Source organism: Mesorhizobium sp. ISC25, from assembly GCF_042295465.1.
Taxonomy (GTDB): domain Bacteria; phylum Pseudomonadota; class Alphaproteobacteria; order Rhizobiales; family Rhizobiaceae; genus Mesorhizobium.
In genome coordinates this window covers 129,844-142,595 of record NZ_CP135441.1, presented here as the reverse complement: position 1 = coordinate 142,595, position 12,752 = coordinate 129,844, and the positions used below count along the sequence as shown (strand labels likewise).

Sequence of the window (12,752 nt, the reverse complement as noted above, 5' to 3'; positions counted from 1 at the left end):
TCTCACCGAAGACGGGGAAATCCGTAGCGGCGGAGGCTACGGCGACAGCTCGCGCAGGGCCGCATTGGCGGCAACGAATTCGTAGAAGTTTTTGGGGCAATCGCTGGCGGCGAGCCTGTAAAGCCGCAAAGCTTCCTCGCTGTGCCCCTGCAGTCGACTAAGCTCGGCGCTGAACATATTTGCCTCGCACAGGTTCCCGCGTTTCTTTATCGCATCCGGGTCGTCGGCTTCTGCAATTGTCGCGGCGAGGGTCTGCCCCCCAAGCAGCATTCGAACAGCCGGCGCCGGCCATCGCGTCATGTCGAGCTTTTTGGTCGCTTCCTGCAAATGGCCTGCTGCGCCATTGCGACGCTCGGCAAAATCGAGCCAGATCGCAACATAGGCATTGTCTGGTTTGAGTGTGGCTGCCTGCGCAAAATCGGCTTGGGCTTTCTCCATCGCGTCGGAGTAGAAATGGACGATACCCCGACCCAAATGGGCGTAGACGATCGTCGGATCGAGTCTGATTGCCTGGTCGTAATCTGCCGTTGCGCGTGCGTATTCGCCTTTTACTGACCAGACGAGGCCTCTGCTGAGATAAGCATGGGCATCTTTCGGATCGAGCACAATTGCTTGGCCGTAGTCCTCGAGGGCGAGTTCGTATTCGCCCTTCTTGTTCCATATCCGGCCGCGTTTCCCGTAGGCTCTGGCGTGTTTCGGGTCGAGCATGATTGCCTGACCGAAGTCGGCAATGGCACGGTCGTCATCGCCCTTGTGCGCCCAGGCCGTACCTCGATTGTCGTAAGCATTGGGGTCTTTGGGGTCGAGGCTGATCACTTGGCCATAGTCGGCGATGGCGTTGTCATAGTCGCCCTTGACAGCCCAAACATCGCCTCTGTTGTAGAATGCATTGGCGTTCTTCGGATCGAGACTGATCGCCTGGTCGGCGTCGGCGATTGCGCGGTCGTAGTCGCCCTTATATCTCCAGGCCCGGCTTCGATTGCCATAGGCACTGGCGTCTTTCGGGTTGAGGCTTATTGCTTGGTCGTAGTCGACGATTGCACGGTCGTAGTCGCCTTTGACTGCCCAAGTCAGGCCTCTATCGAGGTAGGCACGGGCGTCCTTCGGATTGAGGCTGATTTCCTGATCGTAGTCGGCAATGGCTTTATCAGAATCGCCTCTGAGCGACCAGGCCATGCCTCGATGATGATGGGCTCCGGCGGCATTCGGATCGAGGCGGATCACCTGTCCGAAATCGGAAATGGCACGGTCATAGTCGAGCTTGAGTAGCCAGGCTAAACCCCGATTGTCGTAGGCGCTGGCTTCCTTCGGATCGAGGCTGATCGCCTGGTCATAATCGGCAATGGCGCGGTCGTAGTCACGCTTCCTTTTCCACACGAGACCTCGGTTGTTATAGGGTACGGCATCGTGAGGATCGAGGCTGATTGCCTGGTCGTAGTCGGCGATGGCGCGGTCGTTGTCGCCTTTGCGTGCCCAGGCCAGGCCCCGGTCGCCATAAGCTCCAGCATTCAGGGGCTCGAGGCTGATGGCCTGATCGTAGTCGGCAATAGCCCGGTCGTTGTCGCCTTTGTCGAGCCAGGCAGAGCCTCGGATGCGGTATGCATCGCTCTTCGGGTCGAGGTTGATCGCCTGGTCGAAATCGGCGATAGCGCGATCAGCGTCGCCCTTTAGTACCCAGGAGATGCCTCGGTAGTAATAAGCACTGGCATCTTCAGGATCGAGGCTGATCGCCTTATCGAAATCGGCGATGGCGCGATCATGGTCATTCTGCATCGCCCAGGCGACGCCGCGCTTGAAATAGGCCGTCAAACGGCTGCTGGCAGGCTCCGTCACATCCTCTATCATGCGTGTACAAGCGGCAATTCGCCGAGCCGTATCGACCTCGTCGTCGCTGACACAATCGCTGCTGGCAGCCAAAGCTGGGCCGCTCAGGGCAAACAAGACCACGAGACCACGTAGCAGCGACCGACAAAAAGACCTTTGCCATTTTCGAATCATCGGCTCACGGATCATGTCGTTTATTTGCATCGCAGTGCGCTTGATCAAGAGGGCCTTGATCTTTGCAACCCAACACTGCAACCATTCTTGGGTCAAGGTGAGACTTGATTTTTTTGACCTTTGCCAAACCGACACGCGCCCGTGACATTCGGCGGAGACAGCGGCGGCCGCTCGAGCCAAATCAGCCAGGCACTGTGGCGGCGACCGCATCAGCGCGGCCAAGACCGGCAACCGCTTTCCTGACCCGCCGCAGATGCGCCTGGCGCCCGGCTTGCGAAACACTGTCCATCCGGTAGAGCGCCAGGAATTTGGTCCGGCACAGCGGATGGCAGACGGAGCGGAAGCCGCGCAGCAGGGTCCGCCGGCCGGGCTGTCCCATCATCCACGACATCAGCGGCGTGGCGCCGCATGTGGTCATTGCCATCACCCGGCGTATGTGCCGCAATTTGGGCCGCGGACCGCGTCGTGTGGTCGGCATCTCGAAAGCGAAGCCCGGCACCAGCACACGCTCCAGCCAGCCTTTCAGCATCGCCGGCAGGCCATACCACCAGGTCGGATAGATGAAGACGACCGCCTCCGCCCAGAGCAGCTCCTGCGCGTGTTCGTGCACCGGTTGCAGGTTCGCCGCCTTGTCGTGGTAACCGCGCCATTCCTGCGTGCGCATGACTGGATCGAAGCCAGTCGCATAGAGGTCGAGCAGGTGGACCTGATGGCCGCTTTCGGCAAGCGTCTCCAGCACCGTATCGCGCACGGCACCATTGAAGCTGTCGGTGCAGGGATGGCAATAGACGACGAGGACCTTCATCTTGCGCTCAGCCCGGTCGGTAGCGAGAGGATCGCGAGAGTGCATGCAAGCGCGTCGCATGCAAACAAGCCACCCGCAGACATAGTCGATCAGCTGTTTTCATGCGAAGCCCCGCAGCCTCCATATCAAGACGCAACAGCTCCAGTCACGTCAAGGCCGCTCGTTCGCTCAAAAGAAAATTGCGCGGACATTTGCATGGCTTGCCGTACTCCGCGGGACGGGGGCGCTGCCGATGCCCAAGAACTCCCAGCATTGTTCCCGGAATGTCTGCGCCCTAGCTTCACGGCGTGTCCAAAGCGTCAGGAGAAAAAGATGCAGACAGGAAAACTGAGCGGCAAAATCGCCTTGGTAGCGGGTGCCTCCTCAGGCATCGGCGAGGCCACCGCCTTGGCGCTGGCGGCCGAGGGCGCCACGCTGGTGATTGCTGCCCGGCGCACCGAGCGCCTGGACGACTTGGCGAGGCGGATCCGTGAGACCGGCAGCGCGGCACTGCCGATTGCCGTCGACGTCACCGACGAAACGCAAGCCACGGCGATGGTCGAGCGGGTCCAGCAGGAGTACGGCCGGCTCGACATGCTGCTTGCGGTTGCCGGCGTCGGCGTCGCCGCGCCGTTCCGCAACACGACGCCGGAAGAGTACCGCCGGATGGTCGACGTCAACATCCTGGGCCTGCTTTATCCGATCCATGCGGCACTGCCGTCGATGCAGCGGCAAGGTGCCGGCCACATCGTCGTCGTCTCGTCCGGCACCGGCCGTTATATCCACCCTTCGGTGGTCTATTCCGGCACCAAGCACGCGGTGAGCGCGATGGCGGAATCGCTGCGCCGCGAGATCGGCAAGGACGGCATCCGCGTCACCTGCATCGAGCCTGGCGCCGTCAAGACCGAGTTCACCCAGAATATGCGCGCCGATGTGCGCCAGGCGGTCGAGCAAAGGCTGGGCGACATGGAGCAGCTGGAAAGCGAGGACATCGCCGCCGCCATCCTGTACGCGGTAACGCAGCCGCCACGGGTCAACGTCAACATCCTGACGCTTTATCCGACCGAACAGGCGTGAGGTCAGCCTGCAGACGTCGATGCGCTGCGCCACCCCCCTCTGTCCTGCCGGACATCTCCCCCTCAAGGGGGAGATCGGCAGCTTCGTCGGCAGCACTCTCTTTGCAACGTTCGCGATTGGCGAAGTCAGGGGTGACATCCAATCTCCCCACCTGAGGGGGAGATGTCCGGCAGGACAGAGGGGGGTGCTGTCCCGCCAACCTTGCCCTGCTTCGACTATCCCCCGGTCATCAGCGCGAACACAAGCTGCCGCAACTTGCCGCCCGGGCCGAATTCGACCCGGTCGAAATCGCGGCTCGCCTGCCGCTGTGCCTGCGAAATTCCGGCGAGCCGTCTCGTCACTTCGGTCCTGATCTTGCTGCAGGCGCGGTCATCGGCGACGGTCAGGCCAATGGTGGCCGCCTCGATCTTGTGCACCATGTCGACGATGCTGGCGCCGTGCACCTTCTCGTGGGCGGCGAGGCCAGCTGCGAAAACCTGCCAGTTCTTCTGGATTGCGCCCGGCAGCCGCGCGGCCGGCTTTGGCAAGGTGTAGGTGATGATCAGCTTCGGCCGCGCAGACACCAGCACGCAGACATCGCCTTGCGGCTGGTAGTCCCTCACCCAGGTCAGCTTGAAATTGGTATGCGCGATGACGCGGCGCTCGCCGAGCAGCGGCCCGCGCCCGCCGATCGACGCATAGAGCTCCGGCCCGGATTGCCCTGAGATGGCATAGGTCTCGACCTTCTCGACCGCCTGCCAGCCGGCATGCGCCGGCGACGTCGGCAGGAAGGCGAGCAGCAGGCAAAGTCGAATGGCTGTCTTCATGCAAGTCCTCGCAGCCGCTGCGCACGATGCAAACGACATGCAGTTCCCTTCCGTGGACATAGCCGGCGGCCGGCTATAGTGGGATGCTCGTATACAAGAATCCACAGGCAACGCCATGTCGCTGCGACCGAACATTGCCCGGCAACGCCCTGCCCCCGGGACCCAGCCTCCCGGCGTCAGCCTCTGCCGCGCCCTTTCGAAGCTTGGCCTTTGCTCGCGCAAGCAGGCCGGGCATCTGGTTGCCGAGGGGCGCGTGCGGGTCGCCGGTAAAATCGTGCGCAACGGCTCGATGCGCGTCGATCCTGGCCGCGACCGCATCGAGGTCGACGGCCGCCGCGTCGCTGCCGAGCGCAAGGTCTATCTGATGCTCAACAAGCCGCGTGGGCTGGTCACCACCCGCGACGACCCGCAGGATCGCGGCACCGTCTATGATTGCCTGGCAGGCCTCGACCTGCCCTTCGTCTCGCCGGTCGGCCGCCTCGACAAGGCCAGCGAAGGCCTGCTGTTGATGACCAACGACACGCGCTTTGCGCAGCGCCTGCTCGACCCCGCCTCGCATGTCGCCAAGACCTATCACGTGCAGATCGGCGCGCTGCCCGACGAGGCCATGCTGGAGCGGCTGCGCGCCGGCGCCCCGGTCGACGGCGAATGGCTGACGGCCCGCTCCATCGAGCTGCTGCGCGGTGGCACCAGCACCGCCTGGCTGGAGATCGTGCTCGACGAGGGCCGTAACCGCCATATCCGCCGTCTGCTCGCCGCCCACGATATCGAGGTGCTGCGCCTGGTGCGGATCGCGATCGGATCCCTGCAACTTGGCGAGCTTGCCAAGGGCAAGGCACGCCATCTCACGGCGGAAGAGCTGGCGCTGCTTCGGGCCTGAGCGGCTGGCGGCGACTCGATAGTCAGCCAGCTGCCAGTCGAAGCCCAAGTGACGCAGCAAGCACCGCGGCGGACAAGGGTCGCTTTCGACTCCTGGCGGATATTCCTAACTGATCGCTCACATCGGTTCGACCGATATCGATCTCTGCCGGTATCACATTCCGTCAGCACACCACAGATCGCAGCCGGCGGCTTTGATTTTCTGCATAAAGATCTTGAGCGATTCTTGGGCAGGCATGGGAAGCTGGCCAACCGACGGGACAAACAAATCGATCAAAGCCTGGCGATGGTCTGGAGAGATGCTCTGCGCGAGATCGGCACCATCTGCTCTCAGCGATTCAACAAGAACTATCTTGTTCCCCTCCTTCAGCGCCGGGTCAGCCAGAAAAATTGAGGCGCCGCGAAACATTTTCTCTATGCCTCCTCGAGCTTTCGCTCCGTTGGCCCGCAACATTTCGGCGGCGTTGGGTTGGTGCGCTAGGAAATCATTAAAAGCTAGCTGGGAAGCGGCAGCAGCCCGAAATACAAGTGCAAACGACTGCGTGGCTTCATCGTGCAAAAGCGGCGGGCTAGCCTGACCATAGAGCGCGAGCAGCGACCCACTTCTGTCCGTTACGAAAGACAGTGCTTCCAGGTCGCTCTCATCGTACGGCGGCGAACCTACCAAAGCCTCGCCGTCCCAAATCTTGTGCAGTAGATCCCGGTCCGTTGGATCTTTAAGATTCGGCAATTTGCCTTCAATCCGGCGCTGCTGAGGGGTTCATCAATCTTCATTGTCGGAAGGAGCTTTGGCTTTGCCGCACTGGGCCAGCACCTTGCCGATGGCGGCGGATGAGCCAACAAGCGGAAAGCTGTTCTCTCCATATTTGCCCGAGACGACCGTGACCTCGCCCTTAGAACGCAGCAGGGCCAGCATCGGGTCGGCGCTGCCCAATTCCACGGTGAAGTTGTTGTACATCTCTTCGAGTTGAAGCGTCTTGGTCACCGTCTTGCCCCCGGCCTTGAACGTGAACGAAGCGCTGCCGGGCTCCAGTTGCGGACCGGTGTCGCCCAGATCATAGCTCAGCGTCGGCTTGCCGAAACAGGCCAGCGTCAGCTGGGCGCCGCCATTCGATCCGCCGCAGACCGACGCCATCAGAACTTTGCCGCCCTCGTCTTCCTCCAGTTTCGCGGTCCAGCCGCACGGCGCGGCAGATGCCGGCTGCGCCGGTTGCAGCGCGGTCTGAGCGGCGACGCAACCCGCCACGATGAATTTCGCCAATCCGCTTCGCATGATCTTCCCCTCCCAAGCCATCGAACCATCGTCAGCCACGTGGCATCAAGGACCATACAGAACAAATTGTCCCGTGGCATTACCAGTGATGTCGAGGTGCTGCGCCTGGTCCGGATCGCGATCGGCCCATTGCAACTCGGCGAGCTTGCCAAAGGCAAGGCCCGCCATCTGACCGCCGAAGAGCTGGCGCTGCTTCGGGCCTGAGCGACCACACTGGACGCCCTCGAATCGAAGCGGCAATTGACATTTGCATCTCTGTTTCATATTTTCCATTTGTGAAACCGAAATGCGCCGATGCAGTCAAAGTGTCAGGCTGACACGCATAGGCGAAGCTGGCTTGGAAGCCGGAGAGAAAACATGGCTACGGCGTTGCGGGCCGTTCCCAGATTCCTGGAGGAATTGGGCACGTTTGGCGGTCTCAAGGGGACCGATATTGCAAACATCACCGACGTGTCCAAGGCCACCGTTTCGAGGTGGAAGGCCGGCGATATCAAGCCCCAGCCGCGCAGCGAGCTCATTCTATCGGACCTGCACTATATCGTCGGCCGACTTCAGGAATTCTACGAGCCAAGCGATATCCGCACCTGGCTTTACGCTCGACACCCGCAATTGAACGGTGAAAGGGCGATAGATCTCATTCACGACGACCGTGCTCTCGACGTGCTCAAAGTCATCGATCGACTTGAGAACGAGGTCTTTCTCTAGTTGGCGATCGCCGGGCGGAAACGACGCGATAGCCGGCTCATCGACGTTATCGAAGCAATAGTTCCTGTCGAATACGCCGGAACGGTTTGGCGTGTGGTGCGCCAGGGCCGCAGCCCGATCCAGTGCTCGAACTCCGGTGGCCGTTGGGACGACGGAACATTCGATGTGCTCTACACCTCGCAAGAGCGCGAAGGTGCCCTGAGCGAGATGAGATTCCACCTGACGCGGGGGCAGCCAGTGGTCCCTTCGCGTGTCAGATACAATCTCTTCGAGATCGATCTTGCTTTGGACCGGACGCTCAGACTGCTCGACCTGGCCGCCTTGCAGACCCTTGGCCTCGATACCTCGCGCTACGGGCAGCTTTCATACCAGGAAAAGCACGCCGAATATCCGAGGTCGCAAGACATCGGCGAGGCCGCATATTTCCTCGATTATGACGGTCTGATCGTGCCCAGCGCGCGGTATGACTGCCTGAACGTCGTCGCGTTTTGTGATCGGCTGCCGGCTGGGGCGATAACGACAAGAACCGATCACGGGGAAATCGACTGGACTTAGCGGCGGGCCCGCCGCCGTCAGGTATGGCCGCCGACCTCGTCTATATGGCGCGACAGTCGTCGGGTCTGCACAGCCGCGGAACGTCACCCGCCGCGAAGCGTCATGGATTTCGGCGAAATCCAGCCCATATTCCTAGGTGTGGAGCTTTGAGCGTGAAACTCGCGCGTGCGGTCCTGCTTGCCGCGGCTTTCGTGGCTGTTGCGGCCGTTTGTCCTTCTTCGGCAACCGGAGAGGCGAACGGGCGGGAGAAAATTGTGTTGCGCGTCGAGATAGACGGCGCCATCGGTCCGGCGAGTGCCAGGCAGCTCGAGGAAGCGCTGGCGGTGGCCGCGGACCGGAACGCCCAGGCTGTCATCCTGCAGATGGACACGCCCGGCGGGCTGGTTACCAGCATGCGCGAGATGATCGCCGGCATCCTAGCCTCGCCGGTTCCCGTCATCGGCTATGTCGCGCCCGCCGGCGGGCACGCGGCGAGCGCTGGAACCTACATCCTCTACGCCACCCATCTGGCGGCGATGGCGCCCGGCACCAATCTGGGCGCGGCAACGCCGATCGAGATGGGCGGGCCGCTGCCATCGTTTCCCGGCGGCGGCAAGAACGATGGCCCGGAGGCGGACAAGGACAAGAAGAACGCACCGGCGGGCGACGCGATGATCGCCAAGGCGACGAACGATGCCGTTGCCCTGATCCGCAGCCTGGCTGAATTGCGCGGGCGCAATGCCGAATGGGGTGAAAAGGCCGTGCGCGAGGCGGCCAGCCTGTCGGCCGGCGCGGCGCTGCAGGAGCATGTCATCGACTTCGTCGCCCGCGACACCACCGAACTGCTTCAACTGGCCGACGGCCGGACCGTCGAGATCGCAGGCAAAAAAGAGGCATTGGCGACGAAAGGGCTGCCGGTTGAAACGCTTGAGCCAGGCTGGCTCATCCGGCTTCTCGCCGTCATCACGGACCCGAACATCGCCGTCATCCTGATGCTGGTCGGCGTCTATGGCCTCGTCTTCGAGTTCACGAGCCCGGGCGCGGTCGCGCCCGGCGTGATCGGCACGATTTGCCTTCTGCTCGGGCTCTATGCGCTCAATCTCCTGCCGATCAGTTATGCCGGCCTTGCCTTGATGCTGCTTGGCATCATCTTTCTCGTCGTCGAAGCCTTGAACCCGACAGTGGTCCTTGGGCTGGGAGGCGTGGCTGCGTTTCTGCTGGGCGCTGCCATGCTGCTCAAGATCGAGGGGCCGGGCTTCGAGATGTCGTGGGCCGTTATCGGCACCGCCGCCGTCCTGACGCTCGGCCTGGCGCTGTTGACCGGCAGCTATCTGTGGGCGGCCCGCAAGAACCTTCCGCGTGTTGGCGCACAGGCCATGCAGGGGCTGCCGGCGGAGGTCCTCGACTGGCAGGGCAGCGAGGGCCACGTGCTCGCCCAGGGCGAGCGCTGGCGGGCAAGAGCCGATGAACCGCTTGCAGTGGGCGACAGCGTCGAGGTGGCTGATGTCAGGGGTCTTGTGCTGACGATGCGGCGCCGCAATGTGAGAAGCGATGGAGCAAGGCAATGATCATCGGTTATGTGGCCTATCTGGCAGCAGCGCTCGTCGTGGTCATGTTCCTATCCGCGGCCATTCGCATCCTGCGGGAATATCAGCGCGGCGTGGTCTTCACGCTCGGCCGCTTCACCGGGGTCAAGGGCCCCGGCCTTATCATTCTCATCCCCTTCGTGCAGCAGATGGTGAAGGTCGACCTGCGAGTGGTGGTCCAGGACGTGCCGCCGCAGGACGTGATTTCGCGCGACAACGTCTCGGTAAAGGTCAACGCCGTTCTGTATTTTCGTATCGTCGACGCCGAGCGGGCGGTCATCCAGGTCGAGGACTTCATGGCCGCGACCAACCAGCTGGCGCAGACCACGCTGCGCTCGGTGCTCGGCAAGCACGAGCTCGATGAAATGCTGGCCGAGCGAGACAAGCTCAACAGCGATGTCCAGGAGATCCTCGATCAGCGCACCGATGCCTGGGGCATCAAGGTCTCCAATGTCGAGATCAAGCATGTCGACCTCAACGAGAACATGATCCGTGCCATCGCCAAGCAGGCAGAGGCCGAACGGCTGCGGCGCGCCAAGGTGATCAACGCCGACGGCGAACAGCAGGCGGCGGCAAAACTCGTCGAGGCCGGCAAGATGCTGGCCGAGGAGCCGCAAGCCATGCAGCTGCGCTATTTCGAGGCCCTGCACGACATCGCCGGCGAACGCTCGTCGACGGTCGTGTTCCCGCTGCCGGTGGATTTGCTCAGCCAGTTCCTGAAACTGCAGGGCGGTGGAGGCGGAGGCGCAGGCGGCGCGACCTAACAAGGCTTGGGTTCCTCGCCCCCGCAGAGCGGGGGAGAGGTGGCCGCGAAACGGTCGGAGAGGGGGCCTGCCGCGCTCCTCCCTTTGAATTCATTGACGGCAGGGCGTCCCCCTCTCCGTCTCGGCTTCGCCGAGCCACCTCTCCCCCACTATCGTGGGGGCGAGGAACCCAAGCTGGAATGAAAGCCGCGCCCCCTCTGTCGCCTTCGGCGACATCTCCCCCTCAAGGCGGGAGATCAGCACCTCACCTCCGCCACGGCGGGACCGGCGCAAAACGTTCACCGATCCAGTCGGCGAAGGCGCGAGTCTTGGCCGCTTGCCCCTTGGCCGAAGGCATGACGACATAGACCGCGCCCTCGTCGGCGAGTGTCCAGTCTTCCAGCACTGGCACCAGCCGGCCGTCGGCGAGTTCGCGTCCGACCAGCCAATCCGTGCTCATCATCAGCCCGACGCCCTGCACGGCGGCTTCGACCAGCACCTCGGCATCGTCCGTGACCAGCGGGCCGGAAACCTCGATACTGACGTGCCGGCCCGTGCTGTCGGTCATCTCCCAGGCCGGAAAGGTCTGGAAGCCCGAGAAGCCGAGACAGCTGTGTTCCAGAAGCGCCTCCGGCGCAGTCGGCGTGCCCCGGCGGGCGAGGTAGGACGGCGCGGCGCACAGCAGCCGCCGCCGTGTCGCGACCTTGCGCGCCACCAGCCGCGAATCCTCCAGCGCACCGAGACGCACGGCGACATCGAAATTCTCGGCGACGAGATCGACGAAGCGGTTGGAGAACTCGGCCTCGATACGGACATCGGGAAATTCGGCGAGAAACTGTGGCAGCAACGGGCCGATCCACATGCGCCCGAACGAGCCGGGCAGCGCCAGCCGCAGCACGCCGCGCGGCCCGCCGCCGGCATGCGCCGACGCGGCAGCTTCGGCCTCGTCGACCGCGGCCAGGATGGCGCGGACGCGGACGAGAAGTTCCGAACCCGCCTCGGTCAGCGACACGCTTCGCGTCGTCCGGTGCAGCAGGCGCACGCCCAACCGCTCTTCCAGCGAAGCAAGGCGCCGCGACAGGATCGTCGCGTCGCGGCCGATGCGAGCCGCCGCCTTGGTGAAGGAACGTGCTTCGGCGATTGCCGCGAAGGCGGCCATTTCGGCCAATGCTACCGGTTCGTGCGATTGCTGCATCAGGCGCAGAGCTCAAATGTAAAAGCCAAGGATTATATACCAATAGCGCAGCAGCTAGTTTCACTCAATCCCGGCCCCGTCAATCGGCCATCAACCGGAGTGAGACATGAAAGCGATTGAACTGACTGCCCCGAGATTGGACGCGTTTCGCGCGGCCACCGTTCCCACGCCTGAACCGCAGCGCGGCGAAGTGCTGATCCGCCTGCGCGCCGCAAGCCTCAATTTTGTCGATGTCGCGATCGCGAGCGGCAACTATCCAGGTCCAAGCTTTCCGCTCATTCCCGTCGTCGACGGCGCCGGCGAGATCGTCGGCATCGGCGAGGGCGTGTCGAGGCTCGCCATCAACGACCGCGTCATCGCCCATGCAAAACCGCGCTGGATCGGCGGCCGTCCGCGGCCTTATGAGACCAGAGAGATGCGCGGGCTGACACTGCCCGGCTCGCTCGCCGAATATGTCGCGCTGCCGGCCAATGCCGTCGTGCCGATGCCGGCGCATCTGTCCTTCGAAGCGGCGGCGACGCTGCCGATCGCTGGCACCACCGCCTGGAACGCGGTCCGCGCCGCCGATGCCGGGCCGGGGTCGGTCGTCGTCCTGCTCGGTACCGGTGGTGTCTCGATCTTGACCCTGCAGCTGGCCAAGGCCGCCGGCGCCACGGTCATCATCACCTCGTCGTCGGACGAAAAGCTGGCACGCGCCAAGGCCTTGGGTGCGGATCATCTCATCAATTATCGCGAGACACCGGACTGGGACGCCAAGGTGCTCGAACTGACCGACGGCCTCGGCGCCGACCTGATCGTCGAAACCGGCGGCTCGGCCACCTTCGCCCGCTCGATCAATGCCGCGGCGCCCGGCGGCACGGTGTTCACGATCGGCTTCGTCACCGGCGCCGAGGCCACCACGAACCTGCTGCCGATCATCATCAAGGCGCTCAAGGTAGTGGGCAACAACACCGGTTCAGTATCCGACCTGCGCGACGCGGCACGCGCCATCGGCGCCGCCCGTATCGATCCGGTCATCGACACAATCTACAGCCAGCACCAGGCGACCGAGGCCTACGCCCACATGGCGGCAGGCGGCCGGCATTTCGGCAAGCTCGCGTTCAGTCTGTCGTGGTGAGCCTGGAAAGGAGCGCGGCTTTTTTCCAGCTTGGGTTCCTCGCCCCACGAAGTGG

13 protein-coding genes and 1 pseudogene are annotated in these 12,752 nt (G+C 63.2%); 8 read left to right on the top strand and 6 right to left on the bottom strand.

The window, feature by feature from the left end; translation table 11 throughout:
- Positions 1–36: 36 nt before the first annotated feature.
- A complete protein-coding gene (locus RQ479_RS00720; RefSeq protein ID WP_376703760.1) occupies positions 37–2,220 on the bottom strand; it encodes a tetratricopeptide repeat protein in 2,184 nt (727 codons plus the stop codon).
- A complete protein-coding gene (locus RQ479_RS00715) occupies positions 2,180–2,803 on the bottom strand; it encodes an NAD(P)H-dependent oxidoreductase (protein ID WP_376703759.1) in 624 nt (207 codons plus the stop codon). The genes RQ479_RS00720 and RQ479_RS00715 overlap by 41 nt, the downstream gene beginning before the upstream one ends.
- A 312-nt stretch (positions 2,804–3,115) precedes the next feature.
- Here RQ479_RS00715 and RQ479_RS00710 point away from each other — a divergent pair, with 312 nt between their 5' ends.
- Positions 3,116–3,859, top strand: coding sequence for an SDR family oxidoreductase (locus RQ479_RS00710; protein WP_376703758.1), 744 nt, complete (start codon positions 3,116–3,118; stop codon positions 3,857–3,859).
- A 215-nt stretch (positions 3,860–4,074) separates the two neighbouring features.
- Here RQ479_RS00710 and RQ479_RS00705 read toward each other — a convergent pair whose 3' ends face one another.
- The gene (locus tag RQ479_RS00705; protein WP_376703757.1) at positions 4,075–4,665 is read right to left on the bottom strand and encodes a DUF922 domain-containing Zn-dependent protease; all 591 of its coding nucleotides are present in this window, start codon (positions 4,663–4,665) and stop codon (positions 4,075–4,077) included.
- 115 nt (positions 4,666–4,780) lie between these two features.
- Between RQ479_RS00705 and RQ479_RS00700 the strand changes: the two genes are divergently transcribed.
- On the top strand, positions 4,781–5,545 hold the full coding sequence (locus RQ479_RS00700; RefSeq protein ID WP_376703756.1) for a pseudouridine synthase: 765 nt from the start codon (positions 4,781–4,783) through the stop codon (positions 5,543–5,545).
- A 153-nt stretch (positions 5,546–5,698) separates the two neighbouring features.
- Here the strand turns inward: RQ479_RS00700 and RQ479_RS00695 are convergent, their stop codons facing one another.
- The gene (locus RQ479_RS00695; RefSeq protein ID WP_376703755.1) at positions 5,699–6,274 is read right to left on the bottom strand and encodes a hypothetical protein; all 576 of its coding nucleotides are present in this window, start codon (positions 6,272–6,274) and stop codon (positions 5,699–5,701) included.
- A 33-nt stretch (positions 6,275–6,307) separates the two neighbouring features.
- A complete protein-coding gene (locus RQ479_RS00690; protein ID WP_376703754.1) occupies positions 6,308–6,817 on the bottom strand; it encodes a hypothetical protein in 510 nt (169 codons plus the stop codon).
- Positions 6,818–6,907: 90 nt separating this feature from the next.
- Here RQ479_RS00690 and RQ479_RS00685 point away from each other — a divergent pair.
- The 5 genes and pseudogenes from RQ479_RS00685 to RQ479_RS00665 form a co-directional block, all read left to right on the top strand.
- Positions 6,908–7,021: pseudogene (locus tag RQ479_RS00685) on the top strand (pseudouridine synthase); the annotation flags it as partial.
- 153 nt (positions 7,022–7,174) lie between these two features.
- Complete coding sequence (locus tag RQ479_RS00680) at positions 7,175–7,522, top strand: hypothetical protein (protein ID WP_376703753.1); 348 nt, start codon at positions 7,175–7,177, stop codon at positions 7,520–7,522.
- Positions 7,523–8,077 carry an RES family NAD+ phosphorylase gene (locus RQ479_RS00675; RefSeq protein WP_376703752.1) on the top strand — a complete coding sequence of 185 codons (555 nt, stop codon included), beginning with the start codon at positions 7,523–7,525 and terminating at the stop codon, positions 8,075–8,077. It begins immediately after the preceding gene.
- A gap of 152 nt (positions 8,078–8,229) precedes the next feature.
- The gene (locus RQ479_RS00670; protein WP_376703751.1) at positions 8,230–9,624 is read left to right on the top strand and encodes a nodulation protein NfeD; all 1,395 of its coding nucleotides are present in this window, start codon (positions 8,230–8,232) and stop codon (positions 9,622–9,624) included.
- Positions 9,621–10,406, top strand: coding sequence for a slipin family protein (locus tag RQ479_RS00665; protein ID WP_376703750.1), 786 nt, complete (start codon positions 9,621–9,623; stop codon positions 10,404–10,406). Before RQ479_RS00670 ends, RQ479_RS00665 begins: the two co-directional genes overlap by 4 nt.
- Before the next feature lie 244 nt (positions 10,407–10,650).
- Here the strand turns inward: RQ479_RS00665 and RQ479_RS00660 are convergent, their stop codons facing one another.
- Positions 10,651–11,580 carry a LysR family transcriptional regulator gene (locus RQ479_RS00660; RefSeq protein ID WP_376703749.1) on the bottom strand — a complete coding sequence of 310 codons (930 nt, stop codon included), beginning with the start codon at positions 11,578–11,580 and terminating at the stop codon, positions 10,651–10,653.
- Positions 11,581–11,686: 106 nt separating this feature from the next.
- Between RQ479_RS00660 and RQ479_RS00655 the strand changes: the two genes are divergently transcribed.
- Positions 11,687–12,697: an NAD(P)-dependent alcohol dehydrogenase gene (locus RQ479_RS00655; RefSeq protein ID WP_376703748.1), complete on the top strand. Its 1,011-nt coding sequence runs from the start codon at positions 11,687–11,689 to the stop codon at positions 12,695–12,697.
- The last annotated feature ends 55 nt before the right edge of the window (positions 12,698–12,752 follow it).